Genomic DNA, 22,890 nt, shown 5'->3' on the forward strand with positions numbered 1-22,890 from the left:
CCCGGCTACGCCAAGGCTTCGCCAGGGTTGAGGTCCAGGGGCGCCGAAGCTTTAGCGTAGGCGGCAGGCGGGGAATCCAGTACGCCGCAGCTACTCTGTTCAATCACTGCCGTCTCGGAGTACTGGATCGCCCGCCCCAGTGCGCAAGTGCGCACAAGGCGGGCGATGACGGCGGAGAGCGTGGCGCGGGCGTGCCCAGTGCGCCGCGCCCATTCAAACAACATTTCAAACGGCCTTGCGATATTCCATCGCATGGCATGGCCTCACGCGTGAAAATGCGCCCTCGCACTTTGCCGGCGCTGCGACTATTCTTGCGCACAACACGTTCTAGCGATCCCGGGAGGACCAATGACAAAACACACCTACATTCCCCGCACCACCAACTACACGCTCAATCCCGGCGACGAGCTCAACGACTTGCGGATGTCGGACCAGGTCCGGCCGCTTTACGATCACGTCAAGAAGTTCATCCGCGATACCGTCGAGCCGATGTCGATCGAGTTCGCCAAGGCCGGCGAGGGCAAGGAAGATCGCTGGAGTTTTACGCCGAAGCAGCTCGAGGTGCTGGAGAAGGCCAAGAACAAGGCCAAGCAGGAAGGCCTCTGGAACTTCTTCCTGCCCGATGACGAGACCGGCCAGGGCCTGAAAAATCTCGACTACGCCTATATCGCGGCAGAGCTCGGCAAGAGTCCGCTGGCCTCGGAGACCATGAACTGCTCGGCGCCCGACACCGGCAACATGGAAGTGCTGGAACGGGTCGGCACCAAGGAGCAGAAGGAGAAATGGCTGAAGCCGCTGCTCAACGGCGAGATCCGTTCGGCCTATGTCATGACCGAGCCGAACGTCGCCTCCTCCGACGCCAAGAACATCTCGACCACCGCAAAGCTCGTCGGCGACGAATGGGTGATCAACGGCGAGAAGTACTACATCTCGGGCCTCGGCGATCCCCGCTGCAAGATCCTCATCGTGATGGTGAAGACCAACCCGGACGCGGCGCCGAGCAAGCAGCAGTCGCAGATCCTGGTGCCGCGCGACACGCCCGGCGTCGAGGTGCTCGGTCCCATGTACGTGTTCGGCCAGGACCACGCCCCGCGCGGCCACATGCACATGCGCTTCAACAATGTGCGCGTGCCGAAGGAGAACATCCTGCTCGGCGAAGGCCGAGGCTTCGAGATCTCGCAGCTCCGCCTCGGCCCCGGCCGTATCCATCACTGCATGCGCACCATCGGCAAGGCCGAGAAGGCGCTCGACCTGATGGTGCAGCGTGGCCTCACGCGTGAGGCCTTTGGCAAGAAGATCGCCCATCTCGGCGGCAACATGCAGATCATCGCGCAGGCGCGCTGCGAGATCGAGGCGATGCGGCTGATGGTGCTGAAAGCGGCGAAGGCAATGGACGTGCTCGGCAACAAGGAGGCCCGCGTCTGGGTCTCCATGGTCAAGGCCATGGTGCCCGAGCGCGCCTGCAAGATCATCGATCAGGCCATCCAGATGCACGGCGCCACCGGCATCTCGCACTGGACCCCGCTCGCCGAGATGTATCAGGACGTGCGGCACCTGCGCTTCGCCGACGGTCCGGACGAGGTGCACTGGATGGTGGTGGGCCGCCACGAGCTGAGCATGGCGTGAGCCGCTCTCTTGGCGCGCGTCGGCCTCTCCCCGCCCACGGGGAGAGGCGCAGAAAGAAACGGAGCCACCATGGACTACGCCGCCAGCGAGCTGACGCCACGCGAGCGCTACAAGGTGCTGACGTCCTTCATTCTGCCGCGGCCGATCGCGTGGGTGACCACGCTCGGGCCGACCGGCGTGGTCAACGCCGCCCCGTTCAGCTTCTTCAACGCCTTCTGCGAGGATCCGCCGCTCTGCATGTTCGCGGCCAACCGCAAGCCGAACGGCGAGGACAAGGACACGTTTCTCAACATCCAGCGCACCGGTGAATTCGTGGTCAACCTCACGGACGAGCCGCTGGCGCGGGCGATGCACGAGAGCAGCGGCGATTTTCCGCCTGAGATCAGCGAGCCCGATTATCTCGGGCTGAAGCTTGCGCCCTCGACGAAGATCGGGGTGCCACGGCTAGCTGACACGCCCTGGGCGATGGAGTGCAAGCTCTGGAAGCTGATCGACGTCAACGACGATCGCCGGCTGATCATGGGCGAAGGCCTCCACTTCCACATCCGCGACGAGCTCTGGGACGACAAGGCGATGCGGGTGCACATGGACCGCTATCACCCGATCGGCCGCATGTTCGCCGACCGTTACTGCCGCACCGATGACCGCGTGGTGTTTCCGGCGGCGGAGGGCATGAAGAAATAGGCCGCAGCAACGGTGCGCTCCCTCGCCCCATTCTTACGGGGCCGCGACGAGCTTGGCTCGCGCTGAGAGGGTTGGGGTGAGGGGCTTTCTCCACGCGCGAGACTGTCGAGGGACCTGTACCCCCTCACCCGAATTCGATCTGCGATCGAATTCGACCTCTCCCCGCTTGCGGGGAGAGGTGATGAACCCGTCAGCTACGTTGCGGGCACGAGCTTGTCCTGGGTCTTGGTCTCGAAGTCGCTCGCGTCGTGGCGCTCGTGGAGCTGGCTGGCGGGATCGCCGGAGACCCGGTTGACCATGCGGCCGCGCTTCACGGCGGGGCGCTGCGCAATCTGGTCGGTCCAGCGCTGCACGTTCTTGTAGTCCTGCACCGACAGAAATTCGCCGGCGCCATAGACCAGCCCCTTGGCGAGCGCGCCATACCAGGGCCACACCGCCATGTCGGCGATGGTGTAGTCCTTGCCCGCGAGATATTCGTTGTCGGCGAGACGCCGGTCGAGCACGTCGAGCTGGCGCTTGGTCTCCATCGCGAAACGGTCGATGGCGTATTCGATCTTGGTCGGGGCATAGGCGTAGAAATGGCCGAAGCCGCCGCCGAGATAGGGCGCGCTGCCCATTTGCCAGAACAGCCAGGACATCGCCTCGGTGCGGGCCTTGACGTCCTTCGGCAGGAAGGCGCCGAACTTCTCCGCGAGGTAGAACAGGATCGAGCCTGACTCGAACACCCGGACAGGCTCGGGACCGGAGCGATCCATCAGCGCCGGGATCTTGGAATTCGGATTGATGTCGACGAAGCCGCTGCCGAACTGATCGCCATTGCCAATCTTGATCAGCCAGGCGTCATATTCGGCGCCCTTGTGGCCGAGCGCCAGGAGCTCCTCCAGCATCACGGTGACCTTGACCCCGTTCGGCGTCGCCAGCGAGTAGAGCTGAAGCGGATGCTTGCCGACTGGCAGCTCCTTGTCGTGGGTGGGGCCGGCAATCGGGCGGTTGATGTTGGCGAATTGCCCGCCGTTCTCCTTGTTCCAGGTCCAGACTCTGGGCGGCACGTAAGGGGCGTCGGTCATGCGGGGCTCCGGGCAAAAAGGATGCGTCTGCATTAATTAGCCCGCAAACGGCCGATGACAAGGGCGCCGCAATGCATTGCCGGATGGGACAACTCTGCGTTTTGTCATGGCAGCCCCTCCCCTCCGTCATTCCCGGGTGCCCGCAGGGCCTGCGGCCCGCGGATAGAGCGCGACGTCTGCACACAAGATGCCTCGCCAGATCCGGCATGTCATCGATCGGCTAGCGTCACTTTGCTTTGCCAGCGAAAGCAACGAGAATGCGAAGCCTGCCGCCGGGAGAGAGCCATGAAATCGCCGATCTGCGACATGCTGGGGATCGAATTCCCGCTGCTCGCCTTCAGCCATTGTCGCGACGTCGTTGCCGCCGTCAGCCGCGCCGGCGGCTTCGGCGTGCTGGGCGCGACCGTGCATACGCCGGACACGCTCGAGCGTGAGCTGACGTGGATCGATGATCACGTCGACGGCAAGCCTTACGGCATCGACGTGCTCATCCCGGAAAACATCTCGACGGCCGGCGAGAAGGACGTCACCTGGAAGAGCCTGGAAGCGCGCGTGCCGCAGGAGCACCGCAACTACACGCGCGATCTCCTGAAGAAGTACGACATCGAGCTGACCACCACCGAGGTCGCGGACAACCAGCCGCAGCCGTTCGACGGCAAGACCGCGCTTCAGCTGCTCGAGGTCTCCTTCAATCATCCGATCCGCCTGATCGCCAATGCGCTGGGCGTGCCGCCGAAGGCGATGATCGAGATGGGCAAGAAGCACGGCGTGCCGGTTGCAGCGCTGGTCGGCGCCAAGGAGCACGCGCTGCGCCAGGTCGCGGCCGGCGTCGATATTCTCGTCGTGCAGGGCACCGAGGCCGGCGGCCATTGCGGCGAGGTCTCGACCATGGTGCTGGTGCCGGAGGTGATCAAGGCGATCAAGACTATCCGAGACGTGCCGGTGCTGGCAGCCGGCGGCATCATGACGGGACGGCAGATGGCGGCCTGCATGGCGATGGGCGCGGCCGGCGTCTGGACCGGCTCGGTGTGGCTGGCCACGGTCGAGTCCGAGACAAGCGAGATCTTTCGCGAGAAGATGATCGCGGCATCCTCGCGCGATGCGGTGCGCTCGAAGGGCCGCACCGGCAAGCCGGCCCGGCAGCTCCGCTCAGTCTGGACCGACGCCTGGGACCGCGCGCCGGATAGCCCGGGCGCGCTGCCGATGCCGTTGCAAAGCATCATTAGCCGCGACGCCTTCCATTCGATCGACCGAGCCGCCGCAAGCGGCAACGCCAAGGCGCGCGATCTCGTCAGCTATTTCGTCGGCCAGGGCGTCGGCCTGATCGACAGCGTCAAGTCGGCGGGTGCGGTGGTACAGGAGTTCAAGCAGGATTTCGCCGAAGCCGTCGAGCACATGAATGCGCTGGTGGCGGAGTGACGATCCCACTTGTCATTGCGAGCGCAGCGAAGCAATCCAGACTGCCTCCGCGGAAAGATCCTGGATTGCTTCGCTGCGCTCGCAATGACGAACAACTGACATCGTGAACTGAAGCAAGAAGAAATGACCAATATCCCCGAAGACCGCATCCCCGTCATCGTCGGCATCGGCGAGATCGTCGATCGCCCCAAGGAGATCGCCGAGGGTCTCGAACCGCTCGACCTGCTCGAACAGGCGCTGCGGCGGGCTGAACAAGACGCCGGCGCAAAGCTGCTCGGCGAGGTGCAATCGCTCGACGTCGTCAATTTCCTGAGCTGGCGCTATCGCGATCCGGAGCAGCTTTTGGCTCAGCGCCTCGGCATCTCGCCCGCGCATTGCTATTACGGCCCAGTCGGCGGCGAGAGCCCGATCCGCTACATCCACGAGGCGGCCAAGCGCATCGCGCGCGGCGAGTGCAGCGTGGCGGCGGTGTGCGGCGCGGAAGCGCAATCGAGCGCTACCAAGGCGGAGCGCGCCGGCGTCAAGCTGCCGTGGACGCCGTTCGCCTATGACGTCGAGGAACCCAAGCGCGGCGCGGCGTTCCAGAAGCCGCTGGCGGTGAAGCTCGGCGTGTTTCGACCTGTGACCGTCTATCCATTCTATGAAGCGGCCTCCTCCGCGCATTGGGGTCAGACGCCACGCGAAGCCATGGCGGAGTCAGGCACGCTGTGGTCGCGCTATTCGGAAGCCGCCGCGGAGAACCCGAACGCCTGGCTGAAGCGGCGCTACACGCCGGAGGAGATTACGACGCCGACCGCGGACAATCGCCTGATCGCCTGGCCCTACAACAAGCTGATGGTGGCGAACCCCAGCGTCAACATGGGCGGTGCGCTGCTGCTCACCAGTCTCGCCAAGGCACGCGCAGCCGGGATCGCCGAAGACAAACTGGTCTACCCGCTCGGCGGCGCCTCCGCGGAAGAGCCGCGTGACTATCTGCTGCGCGACCAGTTTTACGAGAGCCACCCGCAGAACGCCGTGCTGAAAGCGGCGATGGACCTCGCCGGCGGCGACGGCAAGTCCTTCGACGCGATCGAGCTCTACAGTTGCTTCCCCTGCGTGCCCAAAATGGCGCGGCGGACACTGGGCTTAGGTGCCGACGTGCAGCCGACCGTGACGGGCGGCCTCACCTTCTTCGGCGCGCCGCTCAACACCTACATGACGCATGCCGCCTGCGCTATGGTGCGGCGGCTGCGCGACGGCGCCAAGCTCGGCCTGCTCTATGGCCAGGGCGGCTTCGTCACCAAGCACCACGCGCTGGTGGTGTCGAAGACGGCGCCGCGCGAGGCGCTGGTGCAGGAAACGAGCGTGCAGGCCGATGCGGACCGCAACAAGCGCGCGGTGCCGGAGTTCGTCGCGGAGGCCACTGGCAAGGGCACGGTCGAGAGCTTCACCGTGCTTTACGGCCGCGGCGGCAATATCGAGCATGGCGTCGTGATGCTGCGGACAGAGGACGATCGCCGCACGCTGGCGCGGGTCCCGGCGAGCGACGGCGCGACGCTGGCGCAGCTGCTCGCCATGGATCGCACCCCGGTCGGCTCGTTCGGCGAAATCGCTATGGCAGAAGATAACGTGCCCGAGTGGCGGGTGGCGTGATCTCGTAGGGTGGGCAAAGCGAAGCGTGCCCACGGCCTTCGTGTGATCCGGAAAGAATGGTGGGCACGGCGCAAGAGCGCCTTTGCCCACCCTACGAGATCTCAGCCCTTCGGCGCCTGTTTTTTCCGACGCGGTCGAGAGTCAGGCGGCGCGAACCGAGTTCAGGAACTTGCCGACCTCGAGCTTGAGGCGGTTGGAATCGCGGGACAGCATCTGGGCCGCCGACAGCACCTGCGTGGACGCTGATCCCGTCTCCGAGGCGCCGCGCTGCACGTCGCCGACGTTGGACGAGACCTGCTGGGTGCCCAGGGCGGCCTGCTGCACGTTGCGGGCGATCTCCTGGGTCGCTGCGCCCTGCTGCTGCACGGCCGTCGCGATGGCCGAAGCGATCTCCGACAGACGCGCGATGGTGCCGCTGATCTCCCCGATGGCGCTGACCGAATCCTGCGTCGCCGCCTGGATGCCGCCGACCTGCTGGCCGATCTCGCCGGTGGCCTTGGCCGTCTGCTCGGCGAGCGCCTTGACCTCGGAGGCCACCACCGCGAAGCCGCGGCCGGCTTCGCCAGCCCGCGCCGCCTCGATGGTAGCGTTGAGTGCCAGGAGGTTGGTCTGGCCGGCAATCGCATTGATGAGCTCGACGACATCGCCGATCCGCGCCGCAGCCCGCGACAGCTCGCTAACACGCTCGGTGGTGGCATGCGCCTGGCTGACCGCCTCGCTCGCGATCCGGGAGGAATCCTGCACCTGCCGCCCGATCTCGCGCACCGAGGACGACATCTCCTCGGCAGCCGAAGCCACCGAATGGACATTGCTGGAGGCGGCCTCCGAGCCGGACGCAACTACCGTGGCCAGCTCCTGCGCCCGGCCCGCGGTCGAGGACAGGGTCGAGGCCGATGCCTCAAGCTCAGTCGCGGCGGCCGATACGGTCTCGACGATTTCCCCGATCGCCGCCTCGAAACCGTCGGCAAGCTTGGTCATGTCGGCCTTGCGCTGCGCCTCGGCGCGGCGCTGCACCGCCTGCACCTCGTCGCGGCTGAAACGGACGATGGTCTGCACGGTCTGAAGGTTGCGCAGCGCCTCGCCGATCTCGTCGTCGCGCTCGATCACGATGCGATTGTCAAGCTTGTCCTGCACGAGGTTGACCAGCGTGTCGTTGAGCTGCCGCATCGGTCCCTGAATAGCACGCATGGTCGCAAGGCCTGCGAAGCCGACGATAGCCGCACCGGCGACAGCCAGCAGCGACAGGATCAGGCTGGTCGAACCGCCGGTGGCGACCGCGCCACCGATGCCGAGCGCGAGCATGAACAGCGACTGCAGCACCATCATCGTGATCAGGCGCGCCTTCAGCGTCCCGGTAAAGATGCTGAAGTGGTCGAGCCAGGAGCGGCGGCGGATGATGCCGGCGTCGATGCGATAGCCATGCGGCTTCTTCTCGCGGATGGCGGCATAGACCTCTTCGGCGAGCTTGCGCTGGTCGGCCGGCAGCTTGGTGCGGATCGACGTATAGCCCTTGACCTCGCCGTTCTCGCGGATCGGAGAAGCCGTCGCCAGCACCCAATAGAAGTCGCCGTTCTTGCGTCGGTTCTTGACTGCGCCGAGCCAGGGCTTGCCGGCCTTCAGCGTGTCCCAGAGATTGTCGAATGCCTCCGGCGGCATGTCGGGGTGGCGGACGATGTTGTGCGGCTGGCCCATCAGTTCCGCCGACGTGAATCCGGCGGCAGCGAGGAAGTCCTCGTTGAAGTAGGCGAGCTTGCCCTTCAGGTCGGTCCGCGAAACGATCAACGTCTCATCACTGACCGGATATTCAACGGTGGTGACGGGAAGATTCTTGCGCATCAGAGCCCCCAAACAATGCGGTATGCGTTCATTCCAAGACAGGACGGCCGCTGCTCGAGGCGCCTTCCGCCGATTCTCGTGAATCGAATTTAACTATCCATGAAACGGGCGCCCCGTATGTTTACGGTCGGCTCCCCATGATCCTACCGCCAGACGACATCACGCTACCGCAGAAAAAAAAGAGCGGCGCTTTTGGGCGCCGCTCCCGGTTTGATCTATCCTTCGGCCGCGCCTTACGCGGCGCGGACGTTGGTCAGGAACTTGCTGACCTCGCTCTTCAGCCGGCTCGAATCGTTCGACAACATCTGCGCCGCCGACAGCACCTGCGAGGAGGCCGTGCCGGTCTCGGTTGCGCCGCGCTGCACGTCGGTGATGTTGGACGACACCTGCTGGGTGCCCTGCGCCGCCTGCTGCACGTTGCGGGCAATCTCCTGCGTCGCGGCGCCCTGCTCTTCCACCGCAGCCGCGATGGCCGACGAGATCTCCGACAAGCGCTCGATGGTCGAGGAGATCTCCTTGATGGCGCCGACGGAGTCGTTGGTCGCCGCCTGGATGCCGGAGATCTGCTGGCCGATCTCGCCGGTCGCCTTCGCGGTCTGCTCGGCGAGCGCCTTCACCTCGGAGGCGACGACGGCAAAACCGCGGCCGGCTTCGCCGGCGCGCGCCGCCTCGATGGTGGCGTTCAGCGCCAGCAGGTTGGTCTGGCCGGCGATGGTGTTGATCAACTCGACGACGTCGCCGATGCGCGCGGCGGCCTTGGACAATTCGCTGACGCGCTCGGTGGTGGCACGGGCCTGACCGACTGCATCGCCCGCCATCCGCGCCGATTCCTGCACCTGGCGGCTGATCTCGCCGACCGACGAGGCCATCTCCTCGGTCGCCGAGGCCACCGACTGCACGTTGGTGGAGGCTTCCTCCGAAGCGCCGGCCACCGTGGTCGCGAGCTTCTGGGACCGCTCGGCCGTACCTGTGAGGGTGGTGGCCGATGCTTCCAGCTGGGTCGATGCCGACGACACTGTTCCGATGATCTGGCCGACGGCGCTCTCGAAGTCGTCGGCGAGCCTGACCATGTCGCGTTTGCGCTGCTCGGCATTGCGACGCTCGGTTTCAGCCTGTTCCGCCTTCAGCCGCTCGACCTCGATGGCATTGGTCTTGAACACCTGGACCGCCTGAGCCATCTCACCGATCTCGTCCTTGCGTTCGATACCCGATACGATCACCGAGGTGTCCCCATTCGCGAGAACACCCATCTCGGTCGTGATGCGCTGGATCGGGCGGGTGACCGCGAAGGCGACGCCGAAGGCGCCCACGAGCGAGAGCAGCAGGGTGACGAGGCCTCCGATCAGCATGGCCATGGTGGCGCTGGACGAGGCGGCGTCGGAGGCAGCCGCCCGCACTGACAACAGCGACCGCTCTTCCCTGTCCATTTCCTGGACGACGGCGCGGAGGCCATCCATCGACTTCTTGCCGGCTCCGGAAGCCTCGAGCTCACGCGCCTTCGCCTGGGTTGCCGGATCCTTCATCAGCGCGATTTCGCGCTGCGCGACGTTGGTTGCCCAGTCGTTGGCAAGCGCCTTGACCTGCTCGAGTCGCTTCTGCTGCGTGGCGTTGTCCGAGGTCAGGCTGTCGACTTTGGCCGCCGCAGTCTGAAATTGTTTCAGCCCGGCTTCGTAAGGAGCGAGAAAGCCGGCATCGCCAGACACGAGATAGCCGCGAACGCCGGTTTCCTGATTGACCATCGCACCGACAAGCTCGGAAAGCTGCTCCAGCACCTGATAGGTATGCACTGTCATCTTCGCCGTGGAATTCATTACGCTCAGCGAGTTGTAGATGGCTGCGGTGCTGCCGGCGACGACGAGACAGATCGCCGCGAATACGGCGGAAACCTTAATGGAAATACGAAGGTTGTTGATCCAAGACATTAAATCCTCCCCAATGCTGACGGTCGGGAGTTGCTGGTCCGGACCGGCTCCGATCGTGCTACGACTTCCGCCACGATCTTACCGTCGCTCAGGATTGTTAGGTTTAACGACGCTACGCAGTAGTACGGAGCTTTCGCTGAAGAGTACGTCGCAATTCTACGGGCATATCGACAGCGCAACGCGCGCAGGAAAAACTATGAGCGGCGCCGATGGCGCCGCCCTTGCTTGTGGAACCCACGTCTGTCTACGCGGCGCGGACGTTGGTCAGGAACTTGCTGACCTCGTTCTTCAGCCGGCCCGAATCATTCGACAGCATCTGCGCCGCGGACAGCACCTGCGAGGAGGCCGTGCCGGTCTCGGTCGCGCCGCGCTGCACGTCCGTGATGTTGGACGACACCTGCTGGGTGCCCTGCGCCGCCTGCTGCACGTTGCGGGCAATCTCCTGCGTCGCGGCGCCCTGCTCTTCCACCGCAGCCGCGATGGCCGACGAGATCTCCGACAAGCGCTCGATGGTCGAGGAGATCTCCTTGATGGCGCCGACAGAGTCGTTGGTCGCCGCCTGGATGCCGGAGATTTGCTGGCCGATCTCGCCGGTCGCCTTCGCGGTCTGCTCGGCGAGCGCCTTCACCTCGGAGGCGACGACGGCAAAACCGCGGCCGGCTTCGCCGGCGCGCGCCGCCTCGATGGTGGCGTTCAGCGCCAGCAGGTTGGTCTGGCCGGCGATGGTGTTGATCAACTCGACGACGTCGCCGATGCGCGCGGCGGCCTTGGACAATTCGCTGACGCGCTCGGTGGTGGCACGGGCCTGACCGACTGCATCGCCCGCCATCCGCGCCGATTCCTGCACCTGGCGGCTGATCTCGCCGACCGACGAGGCCATCTCCTCGGTCGCCGAGGCCACCGACTGCACGTTGGTGGAGGCTTCCTCCGAAGCGTCGGCCACCGTGGTCGCCAGCCGCTGCGAGCGGTCGGCGGTCGCGGTCAAGGTCGAGGCGGAGGCCTCTAACTGGGTCGAGGCCGATGACACGGTCTGGACGATCTCGCCGATCATCGTTTCGAATTCGCGGGTGATGTCGTCGACGCGGCGGCCGCGCTCGATCTTGGCTTCGGCGTCGGCCGCGGCGGCTTCGTCGGCGGCCTTCTTGGCGATCAACGCCTCCTTGAAGATCTGGAGCACGTCGGCCATGGCGCCGATCTCGGTCTTCTCGCCGCGATGCGGGACTTCGGCGGAGAGGTCGCCTCGGCCCAGGGCCTGCATCGGCAGGGTGATCGAGTTGATGCCGCTAGAGACGTCGCGGACGAGATAGAAGCTGACGGCGATGCCGATGACGATAGCAGCGCCGAGAATGGCCGAGACCAGCATGAAGGCGTAGGCGTAACTGTCGGCGGCGTCCTGGGCGGCCTGTTCTCCGCCTTTGGTGTTGAGCTCGATGTCCTTGGTCAGGACCTCGTCTGCCTGAAGACCGAGCTTGTTGACGGTCTTCGTATTTAGCTCCCGGGCCTCGTGTGGGATCTTGCCGGCTTCCTTGCGCGAGAGCGCCATCACCTCTTCGGTGCCCCTCTTGTAATCGTCCCAGAGCTTTGCCCATTGGGTGTAGAGCGCCCTCTCCTCCGGCGAGGTGATCATCGGCTCGTAGCGGCTGCGGTATTTGGCAAGCGCCTCGAGCACCGTCACGGCCGTCTTTTCGTTGGCGAGCTTCTCGTCCAGCGTGTCGGAAAGCATGTGCTGGCGGACCACGTTGCGATAGGTGATGACGCTCGCCCGAAGCTCGCCCAGCACCCGCACGCTGGGCATCCAATTCATCGTGATGTCGACCGTGTTGGCGTTCATCGACCGCATTTTCATGATGGCGAGCAGGCCCATGCCGGCCATCGCGACGAGCAGGAATGCCACGACACTGATGATCTTGGCGCGGATGGAAATGTTGGCGAACATAATCGGATCTCGTTGTGCTGGCGCGGATGCGCGTCGAAGCTCTAAGAATCAACCAAAGAGGAGCTGCGGCGACATCTGAGCGCAGAGCACCTGCGCAAATGTTAACTGCGGCTCCGTACGAGTACCGAAGCCGAAAGAAATGAACGATGGACTAAGGAGGCTCTGCGCTCAGCGCATGAGCCTAAGCGCGTCGGAGAAGAAGTCCGGACCGCCAAAGTTTCCAGATTTCAAAGCGAGCAACATCTCGCCGGAGCTTGCACCGACCGCGCGCAGCACCGGGACTCCCGCCGCGATTTCTACTCCTACGAGAAATCCAGGAATTTTCAACCGATCGACCACGGCGCCGGATGTCTCGCCACCGGCGACGATCAAGCGACGGACGCCGGCCTGCACCAGACCCTCGGCGATACCGGCCATGGCCTGCTCGATCGCGTGGCCTGCGGCATCGCGGCCATGGCGTGCCTGCACGGCCGCAACGGCGTCCGGCGTCGCGCTCGAAGCGATCAGCACCGGACCTTCCGCAAGCCGCGGCCTCGCCCAGTCCAGCGCACGCTGCGCTTCAGCAGCGCCCGCGACGATCCGCTCCGGATCGAGATGAAGCACCGGCATGTTGCGTTCGGCGCTGGCGATCTGCTGAAGCGTCGCCTGCGAGCAGCTGCCGGCAAGGCATGCCGCCAGGCCGCCGACGGCCGCGCCGGTTTCGCCGCTCGGTGCCGACTTCACCTTGCCCGTCGACACCAGCGCGCGCGCAAGCCCGAGGCCCATGCCGGACGCGCCGACCGACAGAAGATGTTCAGCGGCGACGAGACCGATGGTCTCGAGGTCGCGGTCGAACACGGCGTCGATGATCGCAGCACCGATGCCCCTGGCGGCGAGCTCGGCCAGCCGTGCCCGCACGGCCTCCGCGCCGCGCGCGACGGTGGCGAGATCGACGAGGCCGATCTGCGTGCTGCTCTGGCGCGCCAGCACGCGCACCAAGTTGGAATCATGCATCGGGTTGAGCGGATGGTCCTTTAGCGGGCTCTCGCTGAGCGGCACGGCGCCGACGAACAGATTGCCCTGATAGACGGTGCGCCCGGTCTCCGGAAAGGCAGGCGTCACCAGCACGGCTCCCTCGCCGCAATCGGCGCGCAGCGCATCCATGACCGGGCCGATATTGCCGGCGTCGGTGGAATCGAAGGTCGAGCAGATCTTGAACAGCACGTGGCCCACGCCGCGGCCGCGCAGCCATTTGTCCGCCGCGCGCGAGCGCGACACGGCAAGGCCGGCCTCGATCGAGCGGCTCTTCAGCGACACCACGACGGCATCGACCTCGGGCAGCATCAGATCGTCGGCAGGGATGCCGATGGTCTGGACGGTGCGCAGGCCGGCGCGCGTCAGCGTGTTGGCGAGATCGGAGGCGCCGGTGTAATCGTCGGCGATGCAGCCTAACGCTGGGGTCACGGCTTCACTCCCGCATAGGGCTTGAACCAGGCGAGGCCATCGGTGGTCTTGCCGCGCGGATTGTATTCGCAGCCGACAAAGCCGGCATAGCCGAGCCGGTCGAGCTCACCGAACAGGAACGGATAGTTCAGCTCCTCGCCATCGGGCTCGTTGCGCGAGGGAATGCTCGCGATCTGGATGTGGCCGATGATCGACATCATCTCGCGCAGCCGCATGGTGACGTCGCCATGGATGATCTGGCAGTGATAGATGTCGAACTGGAGCTTCAGGTTCGCAAGCCTCAGCTCCTGGATCAGATCCCGCGCAAAGCCGAAATCGTTGAGGAAGTAGCCGGGCACGTTGCGCGCATTGATCGGCTCGATCACGATGTCGATGCCGTGCGGCGCGAAGAACTCGGCGGCCCAGGCCACCGATTTGTAGAAGGCCTCGATCGCGACGCGCTCGCCGCGATTGGCGATGCCGGCCATCAGGTGCAGGCGCTTGACGCCCGTCGCCTTGGCATAAGGCAGCGCCGTCTCCAGGCTCGCCTTGAGATCGGAAAAGCGCGATGGCAGCGCCGCAAAGCCCTTCTCGCCGGCGTTCCAGTCGCCCGGCGGCAGGTTGAACAGCGCCTGGGTCAGGCCGTTGCGCTTGAGCCGTTCGCCGACGGCCTCGGCGGCATGCTCGTACGGAAACAGGAATTCCACCGCGGTGAAGCCCGCTTGCGCGGCGGCGTCGAAGCGGTCGAGGAACGGCACCTCGGTGAACATCATCGAGAGATTGGCGGCGAAACGGGGCATTGGAGATCCTCTGTTACTTGTCGCCGGGCAGCTTGACGCCGGTGACCTGCGCATACATGCGCGCGACCGATGCGTCGTCGTCGCGGCCCATGCCGGCGGCCGATGTCATCAGGAACATCTGGAGCGCGGCGGCGGAGACCGGCACGGGGAATCGGGCCGTGCGCGCCATGTCCTGGATGATGCCGAGGTCCTTGACGAAGATCTCCACCGCGCTTCGCGGCGTGTAGTCGCCGTCGAGCACATGCGGCATGCGGTTCTCGAACATCCAGGAATTACCGGCCGAGGCCGTGATCACCTCGTAGACCTTGCGGATGTCGAGGCCCTGCTTGGCTGCGAACGCCATGGCTTCGCTGGCGGCGGCGATGTGAACGCCGGCGAGCAGCTGATTGATCATCTTGAACGCAGCGCCCTGCCCGGCCGCATCGCCGAGCTCGTAGAGCTTTGCAGCCATGGCATCGAGCGCCGGCCGCGCCTTGGCAAAGGCGGCCGAGCTGCCGGAGGCAAGAATCGTCAATTCGCCTTGCGCGGCGCGCTGCGCCCCGCCGGAGATCGGCGCATCCAGATAGTGCCGGCCGGTCGCCTCCAGCTGCTTGGCAAGACGGCGCGCCACGTCGGGATCCATCGTCGCCGAGGAGATGAACACGCTGTCCTTGGGCATGGTCTCGGCGGCGCCATCCTTGCCGAACAGGATGGTTTCGGTCTGCGCGGCATTGACCACCACGCTGACGACGATGTCTGCGTCCTTGGCCGCTTCGGCCGGCGTCTTGGCCCCCGCGCCGCCGTCCTTCACGAAGCGCGCGACGGCATCCGCCGAGACGTCGCAGCCGGTCACGGCATGGCCGGCGCTCTTGAGCGAGGTCGCCATGCCAAATCCCATCGAGCCGAGCCCGACGACGGCAATACGCTGATTTTGTGAGGTGGAGGCGGACATATGCAACTGACCCTTGCGAGCGTTTCCCAGATGGCCGCCCTTTGCGGCAGCTTGGCAACCGAATAACACGGCTTGGCCGCGCTGCCAAAGCGTGAGACAAGCAGGCATGACGGCCATGAGCAATGAGACATTGCTGCGCGAGGACATCTGCCGCTTCGGACGGTCCCTGTTCGAGCGCGGGCTGACGCCGGGCTCCTCCGGCAATATCAGCGTCAAGCTGGACGATGGCGGCTGGCTGGTGACGCCGACCAACGCCTCGCTCGGCTTCCTCGATCCCGCGAAACTGTCACGGCTGGACCAGCAGGGCCGGCTGGTTTCGGGCGATGCCCCGACCAAGGAAGTTCCGCTGCACAATGCGCTCTACGACACGCGCGGCAGCGCGCGGGCCATCGTGCATCTGCACTCCACGCATTCGGTGGCGCTGTCGATGCTGCCCGAGATCGATCCGCGCGCCGCGCTGCCGCCGATGACGGCCTATTATTTGATGAAATGCGGCGCCACCGCGCTCGTGCCCTATTACCGCCCTGGCGATCCCGCGGTCGCAGATGCGATCAAGGGGCTGGCTGGGAAGTACTCATCCGTGCTGCTCGCCAATCACGGCCCGGTCGTCGCCGGCGACACGCTGGAAGCGGCGGTGTTCGCGACGGAAGAGCTGGAGGAGACGGCGAGGCTGTACCTGCTGCTGCGCGGGATGAACCCACGTTACCTGTCGCCGGAGCAGGTGAAGGATCTGGTGCAGGTGTTCGGGGTGACGTTGCCGGAGCACGGGCACGAGTATTAGCGACTTGCGGTAAGGGGTGGACGAGCGTCGCCTCACCACCGCTGTCATTCCCCGCGAAAGCGGGGAATCCAGTACGCCGCGGCTTCTCCGCATATCTCTGACGTCTCGGAGTACTGGATCGCCCGATCAAGTCGGGCGATGACACCGGGTATGTTGCGCGGGCGTGCCCGATACTATTCGGCTACAGCCCCAGATATGCCTTCCGCACATCCGGATTGCCCTTTATCTCGCTGGCTGCGCCCTGCATCAGCACACGGCCGGTCTGCAGGATGTAGGCGCGGTCGGCGATCTCCAGGCATTCGGCCATGCGCTGCTCGACGATGAGGACGGTCATGCCGGAGTCACGGATGAGCTTCACCGCCTGGAAAATTTCGTCGACCAGCTTCGGCATGATGCCCTGCGAGGGCTCGTCCAGCATCAACAGCCGCGGACGCGTCATCAGCGCGCGGCCGATCGCGAGCATCTGCTGCTCGCCGCCAGAGAGCGTCTCGGCGCGCTGCTCCAGACGTTCCTGGAGGCGCGGGAACAGCTTGAAGACGAGATCGAGCGGCTCTTCGCGGTTCGCTTCGCCCCTGTAGAGATAGCTGCCGAGGCGAAGGTTGTCGCGCACCGACAGACGCGGAAACAAACGGCGGTTTTCCGGCACATAGGCGATGCCGGTGGCCGTGATGTGATGCTGCGCCATGCCGTCGAGGCGCTTGCCGTCGAAGGTCACGCTGCCCGAGCGCGGACGCTCGGCGCCGGCGATCGACTTCAGCAGCGTCGACTTGCCCGCGCCGTTGGCGCCGGCGACGCAGACGATCTCGCCCTTCTGGACCTCGATCGAGACCGCGGAGATCGCAACCAGGCCCTGATAGGCGGTGGTGACTTCACGCACCGACAGCATGACGATCTCCCAGATATGCCTTGATCACCTTGGGATCGCGCACGACGTCGGCGGGCTTGCCCTCGACCAGCACCTTGCCGAGATCGAGCACGATGGCGCGATCGACCAGCGGCATCACGATCTCCATGACGTGCTCGACCATCAGCACGGTGATGCCGGTATCGCGCACCTTGCGCACCAAGGCGACGCCGGTCTGCGCCTCGGTCGGCGTCAGTCCGGTGAGGACTTCGTCGAGCAGCAGCAGCTTCGGTTCGGTCGCAAGCGCCCGCGCGACTTCGAGGCGGCGCTTCTCGGCCGGAACGAGGTCGCTCGCGAGCACGTCGGCGCGCGCTGCGAGCCCGGTGAATTCCAGCACTTCATGCGCCTTGCGGCGCGCCTCGCGCATCACGGTGGTACGCACGAGCGCACCGACAATGACGTTGTCGATGACAGTCATGGTCTCGAAGCTCTTCACGACCTGGAAGGTGCGCCCGATGCCGCGCTGACAGCGCGCGGCCGCCGGCATGCGGGTGACGTCCTCGCCGTCGAATAGAATCGAGCCTTGGGTCGGCGGCAACACGCCGGCGATGAGATTGAACAGCGTCGACTTGCCGGCGCCGTTGGGACCGATCAGGCCGACGATCTCGCCGCGGCCGACCGAGATCGAGATGTCGCTGTTGGCGACGAGGCCGCCGAAGCGCTGCCAGACGCCGCGGGTTTCGAGCAGCGCGCTCATCGGGCAGCTCCCGTCTTCTTCGGGCGTGAAAACAGGCTCAGCAGGCCGCGCGGCAGGGCCAGCGAGATCAGAACGATCAGCGTGCCGTAGACAATGAGGTCGACACCCCGCCCCGAGCCGCCGAACTTGAAGCGCGTCAGCTCAGTCAGCGGGATCAGGATGGCCGCCCCTAACACCGGCCCCCACAGGGTGCCGATACCGCCGAGCACGGCCGGCAGCGCCATCAGCAGCGAAAACTGAAAGCCCATGACGCTTTCCGGATCGATGTAGGAGACGAACTGGGCGTAGAAGCTGCCGCCGACCGCGACAAGGAAGGCGGAGACCGCGGCCGCACCCATCTTGGAATTGAACACGTCGACACCGAGGCTCTCGGCCGCCTCCGGGTTGTCCTTGACGGCGCGCCACCAAAATCCCCATTTGGAGTTTTCCAGCCACCATGTCACGAACCAGGCGAGGCAGCACAGCGCCAGCGCGAAATAGAAGTAGGGCAGCTTGGTGCGCAGAAACTGGAATTTCAGCCAGCTGTCGCCGCGGATCGGAATGGTGATACCCATCGCAGCGCCTGCCCATTCCCAGTTGTGGAACAGAAGCAAGCCGATTTCGGCGATGACGATAGTGGCGATCACGAAGTAATGGCCGCGGAGGCGGAAGAAGGGATAGCCGAGCCCCATCGCGATCAGCGCCGACACCACCCCGCCCGCCAGCATGCCGAACCAGGGCAGCACGCCGAACTTCGTGAACAGCAGCTCGGTGGTATAGGCTCCGAGGCCGAAATACAGCGCGTGGCCGAGCGAGATCTGCCCGCAATAGCCGGACAGGATATTCCAGCTCTGCGACAATCCCGCATACATCAGTGTCAGGATCAGGATGTTCTGGACGACGACGTCCTTCACGAACAACGGCGTCAGCGCGGCAATGGTAGCGAGCGCTGCGGCGATGATGAGGTTGCGGCGGCGCCGCGCTGCAAAATCCTTGTCCATCACATCGATCCGAACAGGCCGCGCGGCCGGATGAAGACGACCAGCAGATAGACCGAGTAAATGCCGACCGATTTCAGCGACGGCGGCAGCACCAGCGCGGTGACCGCTTCGACGAGACCGACGATGATGCCGCCGGCGAAGGCGCCGAACACGCTGCCGAATCCGCCGAGCGCCACCGTGACATAGGCGATCAGCGCAAAGGACGCGCCGACGTCGGGATAGATGTAGAAGAACACCGCCATGATCGCGCCGGCGAGACCGACCAGCGCGGCGCCGAGCCCCCAGCCGAACGCGAAGACGCGGTTCTTGTCGATGCCGACGAGCGCGACTGCACCGGGATCCTCGCGGGTCGCTTCGATCGCGCGGCCGAAATCGGTTCGGTGGATGAAGAAGTAGAGACCTGCAAAAGCGGCGATCGAGACCAGCGCGCCGACCAGTTGCGGCTCCGGCAGGAAGATTCCGCCGACCGAGATGGTTTTGCCGCCGAGCCAGGACTGCGGAATGCTGCGATAGTCCGGCGTGAAGAAATACTGCGCAAGGCCGCGCATGACGATGGCGAGGCCGAAGGTGGTGAAGATCTGCACCATGCCGGCGTTGGCCTTGGCCCGCATGGCGAAGCGTACAAGGAGCAGGTAGACGACCGCTCCGAATATGAAGAGTGCCGCAGCGACCAACGGCGCCGACAGCAAGGGATCAATCGCGAAGAACGCGAACAGGAAGAAGGACAGATACATCGCGATCATCAGGAACTCGCCATGGGCGAAGTTCGTGACGTCCATCAGGCCGAAGATCAGCGCGAGGCCGACCGCGATCAATCCGTAGAGCAGGCCCATCAGAAGGCCGCTCGCGAGACTCTGGATAATGGCTTGGGCTGTCAACTCTGGTCCCCCGTTCGAAACGTCACGACAGGCTTCGTCATTGCGAGCGAAGCGAAGCAATCCAGAAATGTTTCGAAGGAAGCAGTCTGGATTGCTTCGTCGCTTCGCTCCTCGCAATGACGGTGTGGGAGCAGCTTGCTTCCCACAGCGCCTGCTCCGCTGCCCCCGCAGCGCTTACTTCATCGGCCAGATCGCCTCGGCGATCGCGGCCTGCGGCGGGAAGATGGTGACGAACTTGCCGCCGACATATTGCAGCAGCACCGGATCGGCGTCGTTGTTCTGGCCCATCTCGTCGAACTTGACGCGCTTCCAGGGCATGATGGTCTTCTCGCCCGGGATGTCGGTCGCGGCCAGCGCGTCGCGGATCTTCTCGCCGTCGGTCGACTTGGCGCGGCTGATGGCGTCGGCGAGGATGATCAGGCCCATGAACTGCCGCGAGGTGAGGTCGTTGAAATCCTTGCCGGACCTGGCCTTGAACATCTCGTTGATCTTGCCGACCATCGGCCGCTTCTGCGCGAGGTCGAGCGAGAAGGTGCCGCGCGAGATCACGCCTTCGAGCTTGTCGCCGACGGCATCGTAGAGCGCCTTCTCGGAGAAGCCGGCGTCCTGCGCCACGATCGCATTCGGCTTGTAGCCGAGCTCGGCCATGGTCTTGACCAGGAGGATGCCGTCGGTGGTGTAGCTCGACGGCATCAGCACGTCGGCATTGGCGGTCTTGAGCTGCTGCACCTCGGCAGAGAGCGAGGGCGAGTTGGCGCGATACTTGATGTCGGTGACGATCTTATAGGCGCGCTCGCCGGCGATCTTGGTCTGGGCATTGCCGGAATCGGTGCCGAAGATGGTGTCCTCGTGGAACAGCGACAGCGTCTCGATCTTGGTGCCCTTCTTCTTCATGGCGTCGAAGAAGTCGAACATCGCAGCCGAGTACATCTCGTCGTGCGGCGAGGCGCGGAAGTAATATTTCAGGCCGCGGCGGTGCAGGCTCGGCGAGGAATTGTCGGCGGACAGGAACGGGACCTGATAGCGCTCGCAGATCTGGCTGACGGTGACGGCCACCGCGCTCTGGTAAGTGCCGATGACGGCGCAGACCTTCTCCTGCGTGATCAGGCGCTCGGCCTCGGCGCGGCCCTTCTGCGGATCGGCCTGATGGTCGGCGAACACGAGTCGGATCTTGGCGCCACCGAGGCCCGGCAGGCCTTCGCCCTTCGCCAGCGGCAGGTCGAAATCGCTGTCCTTGTTGATGACTTCGAGCGCGGTCTCATAGGCCTTCTGCGCGTCGACGCCCTGCTGCGCGCTGCCGCCGGAGAAGGGATAGATCACGCCGATCACGACTTCCGAGCTCTGTGCGCGCGCTGCCAGCGGCACTAGGGCGGCAGTGGCGGTGGCCCCCAACAACACGTCGCGGCGAGTGATCGTCATGGCAAAGTCCCCTGTTACTGAATTTCGGCTGATCGAATGAAGCGATTGGTGGATGCGGTAAAGCCCGAAGAAGCAGCAGACGCTGCCCACTAAATCACGGCCATGTTTCTGTTCTTGAGATCGGTCACCAGCATCAGGCCGGGCGAATGCGTGATCGCGAACGGCAGTTTCGCGGCGTTGATGACCGATTGCGGCGTCACCCCGCAGGCCCAGAACACCGGGATCTCGTCGTCGGCGACCGGCACCGGATCGCCGTAGTCGGGCTTGGCGATATCCTTGATGCCGATCAGATGCGGATGGCCGAGATGCACGGGCGCGCCGTGCACGGCCGGATAGCGCGAGGTGATCTGCACCGCGCGGATCGCATCGGCCGGCTTGAACGGACGCATCGACACCACCATGGGACCGGCGAACGGACCTGATACACCGCAGGCGATGTTGGTGCGGTACATCGGCACGCGCACGTTCTTCTCGATGTGGCGGATCGGCATGCCCTCCTCGAGCAACGCCTCCTCGAACGAGAACGAGCAGCCGAGCACGAAGGTGACGAGATCGTCGCGCCAGTAGCTCTTCACGTCGGTGGGCTCGTCCACGACCTCGCCGTCGCGCCAGACGCGGTAGCGCGGAACGTCGGTGCGGATGTCGAGATCGGCGCCGAGCGAGGGGATGTAAGGGCTGCCGACGTCGGACATGCCGATGATCGGGCACGGCTTGGGATTGAGCTGGCAGAAGCGGTGGAAGGCACCGGCATATTCCGCCGGCAGGATCGCCAGATTGCCCTGGACGTATCCGGGGGCGACACCGGCGGTGGAGGCGGCCAGCCCCTCGCGGTAGGCGAGCCGGGCCTTGCGGCTCGGGAGGGCGTCGGGTGTTTCAGTCTGCTGCGCTGCCACCAAAACAGTCATGTGATCGACCTGCCTATAAACTCGACAAAGACAAGCCAACACCAAGCGTGCTATAAAGTCTAATCTTCGTTTCTAATCAATCTCGATAAATCTGATTTATCGACTGGGGAAATCCTTCCAATGCTGGACTTCAGGTCGATCGAGACGTTCCTATGGGTTGTGAAGCTCGGTAGCTTCCGTGGCGCCGCGCAACGGCTCAACACCACCCAGCCGGCGATCTCCCAGCGCATCGCCCAGCTCGAGCGCGAGATGGGCGTGAAGCTCCTGAACCGCGATCATCGCATCGCCTCACCGACACCGAGCGGCCGGCAGATGATGGTCTATGCGGAGAAGCTGATCGGCCTGCGCGCTGCGATGATGGCGGAGATCGGCGATGCTTCGGCGATGCGCGGCGTGATGCGGCTCGGCGTCGCCGAGACCATCGTGCACACCTGGCTGCCGCGGCTCGTCAAGAGCGTCAACGAGGTCTATCCGAACCTGTCGCTGGAGATCGAGGTCGACATCACGCCGAACCTCACCGCGCGCCTGCTCGCACAGGAGATCGAGCTCGCCTTCGTGGTCGGACCGCTGTCCGCCTCCGGCGTGCACAACCGCGTGCTCGCCGATTATCCGATCGGCTTCCTCGCGAGTCCCTCGCTCGGGCTCGGCAAGGGCCCGGTGACGCCGGCGGACCTCGCGCGGTTTCCGATCATCACCTTCCCGCGCAAGACCAAGCCCTACGAGGTCGTGCGCGAGGTGTTCGACCGGCCGGAGCTGCCGCCGATCCGCCTGCATGCGTCCGCTTCGCTGGCGACCGTCATCCACATGGCGGTCGAGGGCCTTGGCATCGCCGTGATCCCCGACGCCATCGTCGAGAACGAGCTCGCCGACGGACGGCTGCAGCTGCTCGACACCGATCTTTCCATCGCGCCGCTGACCTTCACCGCGAGCTGGCTGGCCTCGCCCGATGTCGTCGCCGTGGAGCGCGTCGCCGAGCTTGCACGGCAAATTGCGCAGAGCAGCCTCGCGGTTGACGCGCCCGCACAGGCGCGTCATTGAAAAAGGCGCCGGA

The 22,890-nt window shown here is 65.0% G+C and carries 19 protein-coding genes; 6 read left to right on the top strand and 13 right to left on the bottom strand.

Annotated elements, in window-relative coordinates:
* Positions 1-348: 348 nt before the first annotated feature.
* Together I6F21_RS24450 and I6F21_RS24455 are read left to right on the top strand one after the other, a co-directional pair.
* Positions 349-1,626 carry an acyl-CoA dehydrogenase family protein gene (locus I6F21_RS24450; RefSeq protein ID WP_036023003.1) on the top strand — a complete coding sequence of 426 codons (1,278 nt, stop codon included), beginning with the start codon at positions 349-351 and terminating at the stop codon, positions 1,624-1,626.
* A gap of 69 nt (positions 1,627-1,695) precedes the next feature.
* Positions 1,696-2,310: a flavin reductase family protein gene (locus tag I6F21_RS24455; protein WP_036016244.1), complete on the top strand. Its 615-nt coding sequence runs from the start codon at positions 1,696-1,698 to the stop codon at positions 2,308-2,310.
* A 194-nt stretch (positions 2,311-2,504) separates the two neighbouring features.
* Here I6F21_RS24455 and yghU read toward each other — a convergent pair whose 3' ends face one another.
* A complete protein-coding gene (gene yghU, locus I6F21_RS24460; protein ID WP_225139545.1) occupies positions 2,505-3,377 on the bottom strand; it encodes a glutathione-dependent disulfide-bond oxidoreductase in 873 nt (290 codons plus the stop codon).
* 285 nt (positions 3,378-3,662) lie between these two features.
* Between yghU and I6F21_RS24465 the strand changes: the two genes are divergently transcribed.
* Together I6F21_RS24465 and I6F21_RS24470 are read left to right on the top strand one after the other, a co-directional pair.
* Complete coding sequence (locus I6F21_RS24465; RefSeq protein WP_225139546.1) at positions 3,663-4,796, top strand: nitronate monooxygenase; 1,134 nt, start codon at positions 3,663-3,665, stop codon at positions 4,794-4,796.
* 123 nt (positions 4,797-4,919) lie between these two features.
* Positions 4,920-6,428 carry an acetyl-CoA acetyltransferase gene (locus I6F21_RS24470; protein WP_225139547.1) on the top strand — a complete coding sequence of 503 codons (1,509 nt, stop codon included), beginning with the start codon at positions 4,920-4,922 and terminating at the stop codon, positions 6,426-6,428.
* Positions 6,429-6,569: 141 nt separating this feature from the next.
* On the opposite strand, the gene I6F21_RS24475 is transcribed toward I6F21_RS24470, so the two are convergent.
* The 6 genes from I6F21_RS24475 to ltnD form a co-directional block, all read right to left on the bottom strand.
* A complete protein-coding gene (locus I6F21_RS24475; RefSeq protein ID WP_225114884.1) occupies positions 6,570-8,264 on the bottom strand; it encodes a methyl-accepting chemotaxis protein in 1,695 nt (564 codons plus the stop codon).
* A gap of 233 nt (positions 8,265-8,497) precedes the next feature.
* Positions 8,498-10,186, bottom strand: a complete 1,689-nt coding sequence (locus I6F21_RS24480; protein ID WP_225139548.1) for a CHASE3 domain-containing protein — start codon at positions 10,184-10,186, stop codon at positions 8,498-8,500.
* 244 nt (positions 10,187-10,430) lie between these two features.
* Positions 10,431-12,122: a methyl-accepting chemotaxis protein gene (locus I6F21_RS24485; RefSeq protein WP_057027090.1), complete on the bottom strand. Its 1,692-nt coding sequence runs from the start codon at positions 12,120-12,122 to the stop codon at positions 10,431-10,433.
* A 168-nt stretch (positions 12,123-12,290) separates the two neighbouring features.
* Positions 12,291-13,565, bottom strand: coding sequence for a 3-oxo-tetronate kinase (otnK, locus tag I6F21_RS24490; RefSeq protein ID WP_225139549.1), 1,275 nt, complete (start codon positions 13,563-13,565; stop codon positions 12,291-12,293).
* On the bottom strand, positions 13,562-14,344 hold the full coding sequence (gene otnI, locus I6F21_RS24495) for a 2-oxo-tetronate isomerase (RefSeq protein ID WP_225139550.1): 783 nt from the start codon (positions 14,342-14,344) through the stop codon (positions 13,562-13,564). The genes otnK and otnI overlap by 4 nt, the downstream gene beginning before the upstream one ends.
* Before the next feature lie 13 nt (positions 14,345-14,357).
* Positions 14,358-15,275: an L-threonate dehydrogenase gene (gene ltnD, locus I6F21_RS24500; RefSeq protein ID WP_225139551.1), complete on the bottom strand. Its 918-nt coding sequence runs from the start codon at positions 15,273-15,275 to the stop codon at positions 14,358-14,360.
* A 106-nt stretch (positions 15,276-15,381) separates the two neighbouring features.
* Between ltnD and I6F21_RS24505 the strand changes: the two genes are divergently transcribed.
* Positions 15,382-16,056 carry an aldolase gene (locus I6F21_RS24505; protein ID WP_225139552.1) on the top strand — a complete coding sequence of 225 codons (675 nt, stop codon included), beginning with the start codon at positions 15,382-15,384 and terminating at the stop codon, positions 16,054-16,056.
* A 181-nt stretch (positions 16,057-16,237) separates the two neighbouring features.
* On the opposite strand, the gene I6F21_RS24510 is transcribed toward I6F21_RS24505, so the two are convergent.
* The 6 genes from I6F21_RS24510 to I6F21_RS24535 form a co-directional block, all read right to left on the bottom strand.
* Positions 16,238-16,942, bottom strand: coding sequence for an ABC transporter ATP-binding protein (locus tag I6F21_RS24510; RefSeq protein ID WP_061878149.1), 705 nt, complete (start codon positions 16,940-16,942; stop codon positions 16,238-16,240).
* Positions 16,926-17,657 (bottom strand): ABC transporter ATP-binding protein, encoded by a 732-nt coding sequence (locus tag I6F21_RS24515; RefSeq protein ID WP_225139553.1) that lies wholly within the window; start codon positions 17,655-17,657, stop codon positions 16,926-16,928. Before I6F21_RS24515 ends, I6F21_RS24510 begins: the two co-directional genes overlap by 17 nt.
* Positions 17,654-18,637, bottom strand: coding sequence for a branched-chain amino acid ABC transporter permease (locus I6F21_RS24520; RefSeq protein ID WP_057027087.1), 984 nt, complete (start codon positions 18,635-18,637; stop codon positions 17,654-17,656). Before I6F21_RS24520 ends, I6F21_RS24515 begins: the two co-directional genes overlap by 4 nt.
* Positions 18,637-19,515, bottom strand: coding sequence for a branched-chain amino acid ABC transporter permease (locus I6F21_RS24525; protein ID WP_036004931.1), 879 nt, complete (start codon positions 19,513-19,515; stop codon positions 18,637-18,639). Before I6F21_RS24525 ends, I6F21_RS24520 begins: the two co-directional genes overlap by 1 nt.
* Before the next feature lie 174 nt (positions 19,516-19,689).
* Positions 19,690-20,934 carry an ABC transporter substrate-binding protein gene (locus I6F21_RS24530; RefSeq protein ID WP_036043192.1) on the bottom strand — a complete coding sequence of 415 codons (1,245 nt, stop codon included), beginning with the start codon at positions 20,932-20,934 and terminating at the stop codon, positions 19,690-19,692.
* Positions 20,935-21,023: 89 nt separating this feature from the next.
* Entirely contained in the window at positions 21,024-21,839 is an 816-nt protein-coding gene (locus I6F21_RS24535) for a putative hydro-lyase (RefSeq protein ID WP_225139554.1), read from the bottom strand.
* A 120-nt stretch (positions 21,840-21,959) separates the two neighbouring features.
* Here I6F21_RS24535 and I6F21_RS24540 point away from each other — a divergent pair, with 120 nt between their 5' ends.
* A complete protein-coding gene (locus tag I6F21_RS24540; protein ID WP_036004923.1) occupies positions 21,960-22,877 on the top strand; it encodes a LysR family transcriptional regulator in 918 nt (305 codons plus the stop codon).
* The last annotated feature ends 13 nt before the right edge of the window (positions 22,878-22,890 follow it).

Origin of the sequence: Bradyrhizobium sp. NBAIM03 (genome assembly GCF_020194055.1) — a bacterium.
GTDB lineage: Bacteria > Pseudomonadota > Alphaproteobacteria > Rhizobiales > Xanthobacteraceae > Bradyrhizobium > Bradyrhizobium yuanmingense.

Excerpts from the sequence above, each read along its gene's own strand:
- I6F21_RS24535 (WP_225139554.1), bottom strand. The coding sequence starts at position 21,839 with ATGACTGTTTTGGTGGCAGCGCAGCAGACTGAAACACCCGACGCCCTC.
- ltnD (WP_225139551.1), bottom strand. The coding sequence starts at position 15,275 with ATGTCCGCCTCCACCTCACAAAATCAGCGTATTGCCGTCGTCGGGCTC.
- I6F21_RS24465 (WP_225139546.1), top strand. The coding sequence starts at position 3,663 with ATGAAATCGCCGATCTGCGACATGCTGGGGATCGAATTCCCGCTGCTC.
- I6F21_RS24480 (WP_225139548.1), bottom strand. The coding sequence starts at position 10,186 with ATGTCTTGGATCAACAACCTTCGTATTTCCATTAAGGTTTCCGCCGTA.
- I6F21_RS24510 (WP_061878149.1), bottom strand. The coding sequence starts at position 16,942 with ATGCTGTCGGTGCGTGAAGTCACCACCGCCTATCAGGGCCTGGTTGCG.
- I6F21_RS24505 (WP_225139552.1), top strand. The coding sequence starts at position 15,382 with ATGACGGCCATGAGCAATGAGACATTGCTGCGCGAGGACATCTGCCGC.
- I6F21_RS24475 (WP_225114884.1), bottom strand. The coding sequence starts at position 8,264 with ATGCGCAAGAATCTTCCCGTCACCACCGTTGAATATCCGGTCAGTGAT.
- I6F21_RS24540 (WP_036004923.1), top strand. The coding sequence starts at position 21,960 with ATGCTGGACTTCAGGTCGATCGAGACGTTCCTATGGGTTGTGAAGCTC.
- yghU (WP_225139545.1), bottom strand. The coding sequence starts at position 3,377 with ATGACCGACGCCCCTTACGTGCCGCCCAGAGTCTGGACCTGGAACAAG.
- I6F21_RS24455 (WP_036016244.1), top strand. The coding sequence starts at position 1,696 with ATGGACTACGCCGCCAGCGAGCTGACGCCACGCGAGCGCTACAAGGTG.
- I6F21_RS24485 (WP_057027090.1), bottom strand. The coding sequence starts at position 12,122 with ATGTTCGCCAACATTTCCATCCGCGCCAAGATCATCAGTGTCGTGGCA.
- I6F21_RS24450 (WP_036023003.1), top strand. The coding sequence starts at position 349 with ATGACAAAACACACCTACATTCCCCGCACCACCAACTACACGCTCAAT.
- I6F21_RS24520 (WP_057027087.1), bottom strand. The coding sequence starts at position 18,637 with ATGGACAAGGATTTTGCAGCGCGGCGCCGCCGCAACCTCATCATCGCC.
- I6F21_RS24530 (WP_036043192.1), bottom strand. The coding sequence starts at position 20,934 with ATGACGATCACTCGCCGCGACGTGTTGTTGGGGGCCACCGCCACTGCC.
- I6F21_RS24470 (WP_225139547.1), top strand. The coding sequence starts at position 4,920 with ATGACCAATATCCCCGAAGACCGCATCCCCGTCATCGTCGGCATCGGC.
- otnI (WP_225139550.1), bottom strand. The coding sequence starts at position 14,344 with ATGCCCCGTTTCGCCGCCAATCTCTCGATGATGTTCACCGAGGTGCCG.
- I6F21_RS24515 (WP_225139553.1), bottom strand. The coding sequence starts at position 17,657 with ATGAGCGCGCTGCTCGAAACCCGCGGCGTCTGGCAGCGCTTCGGCGGC.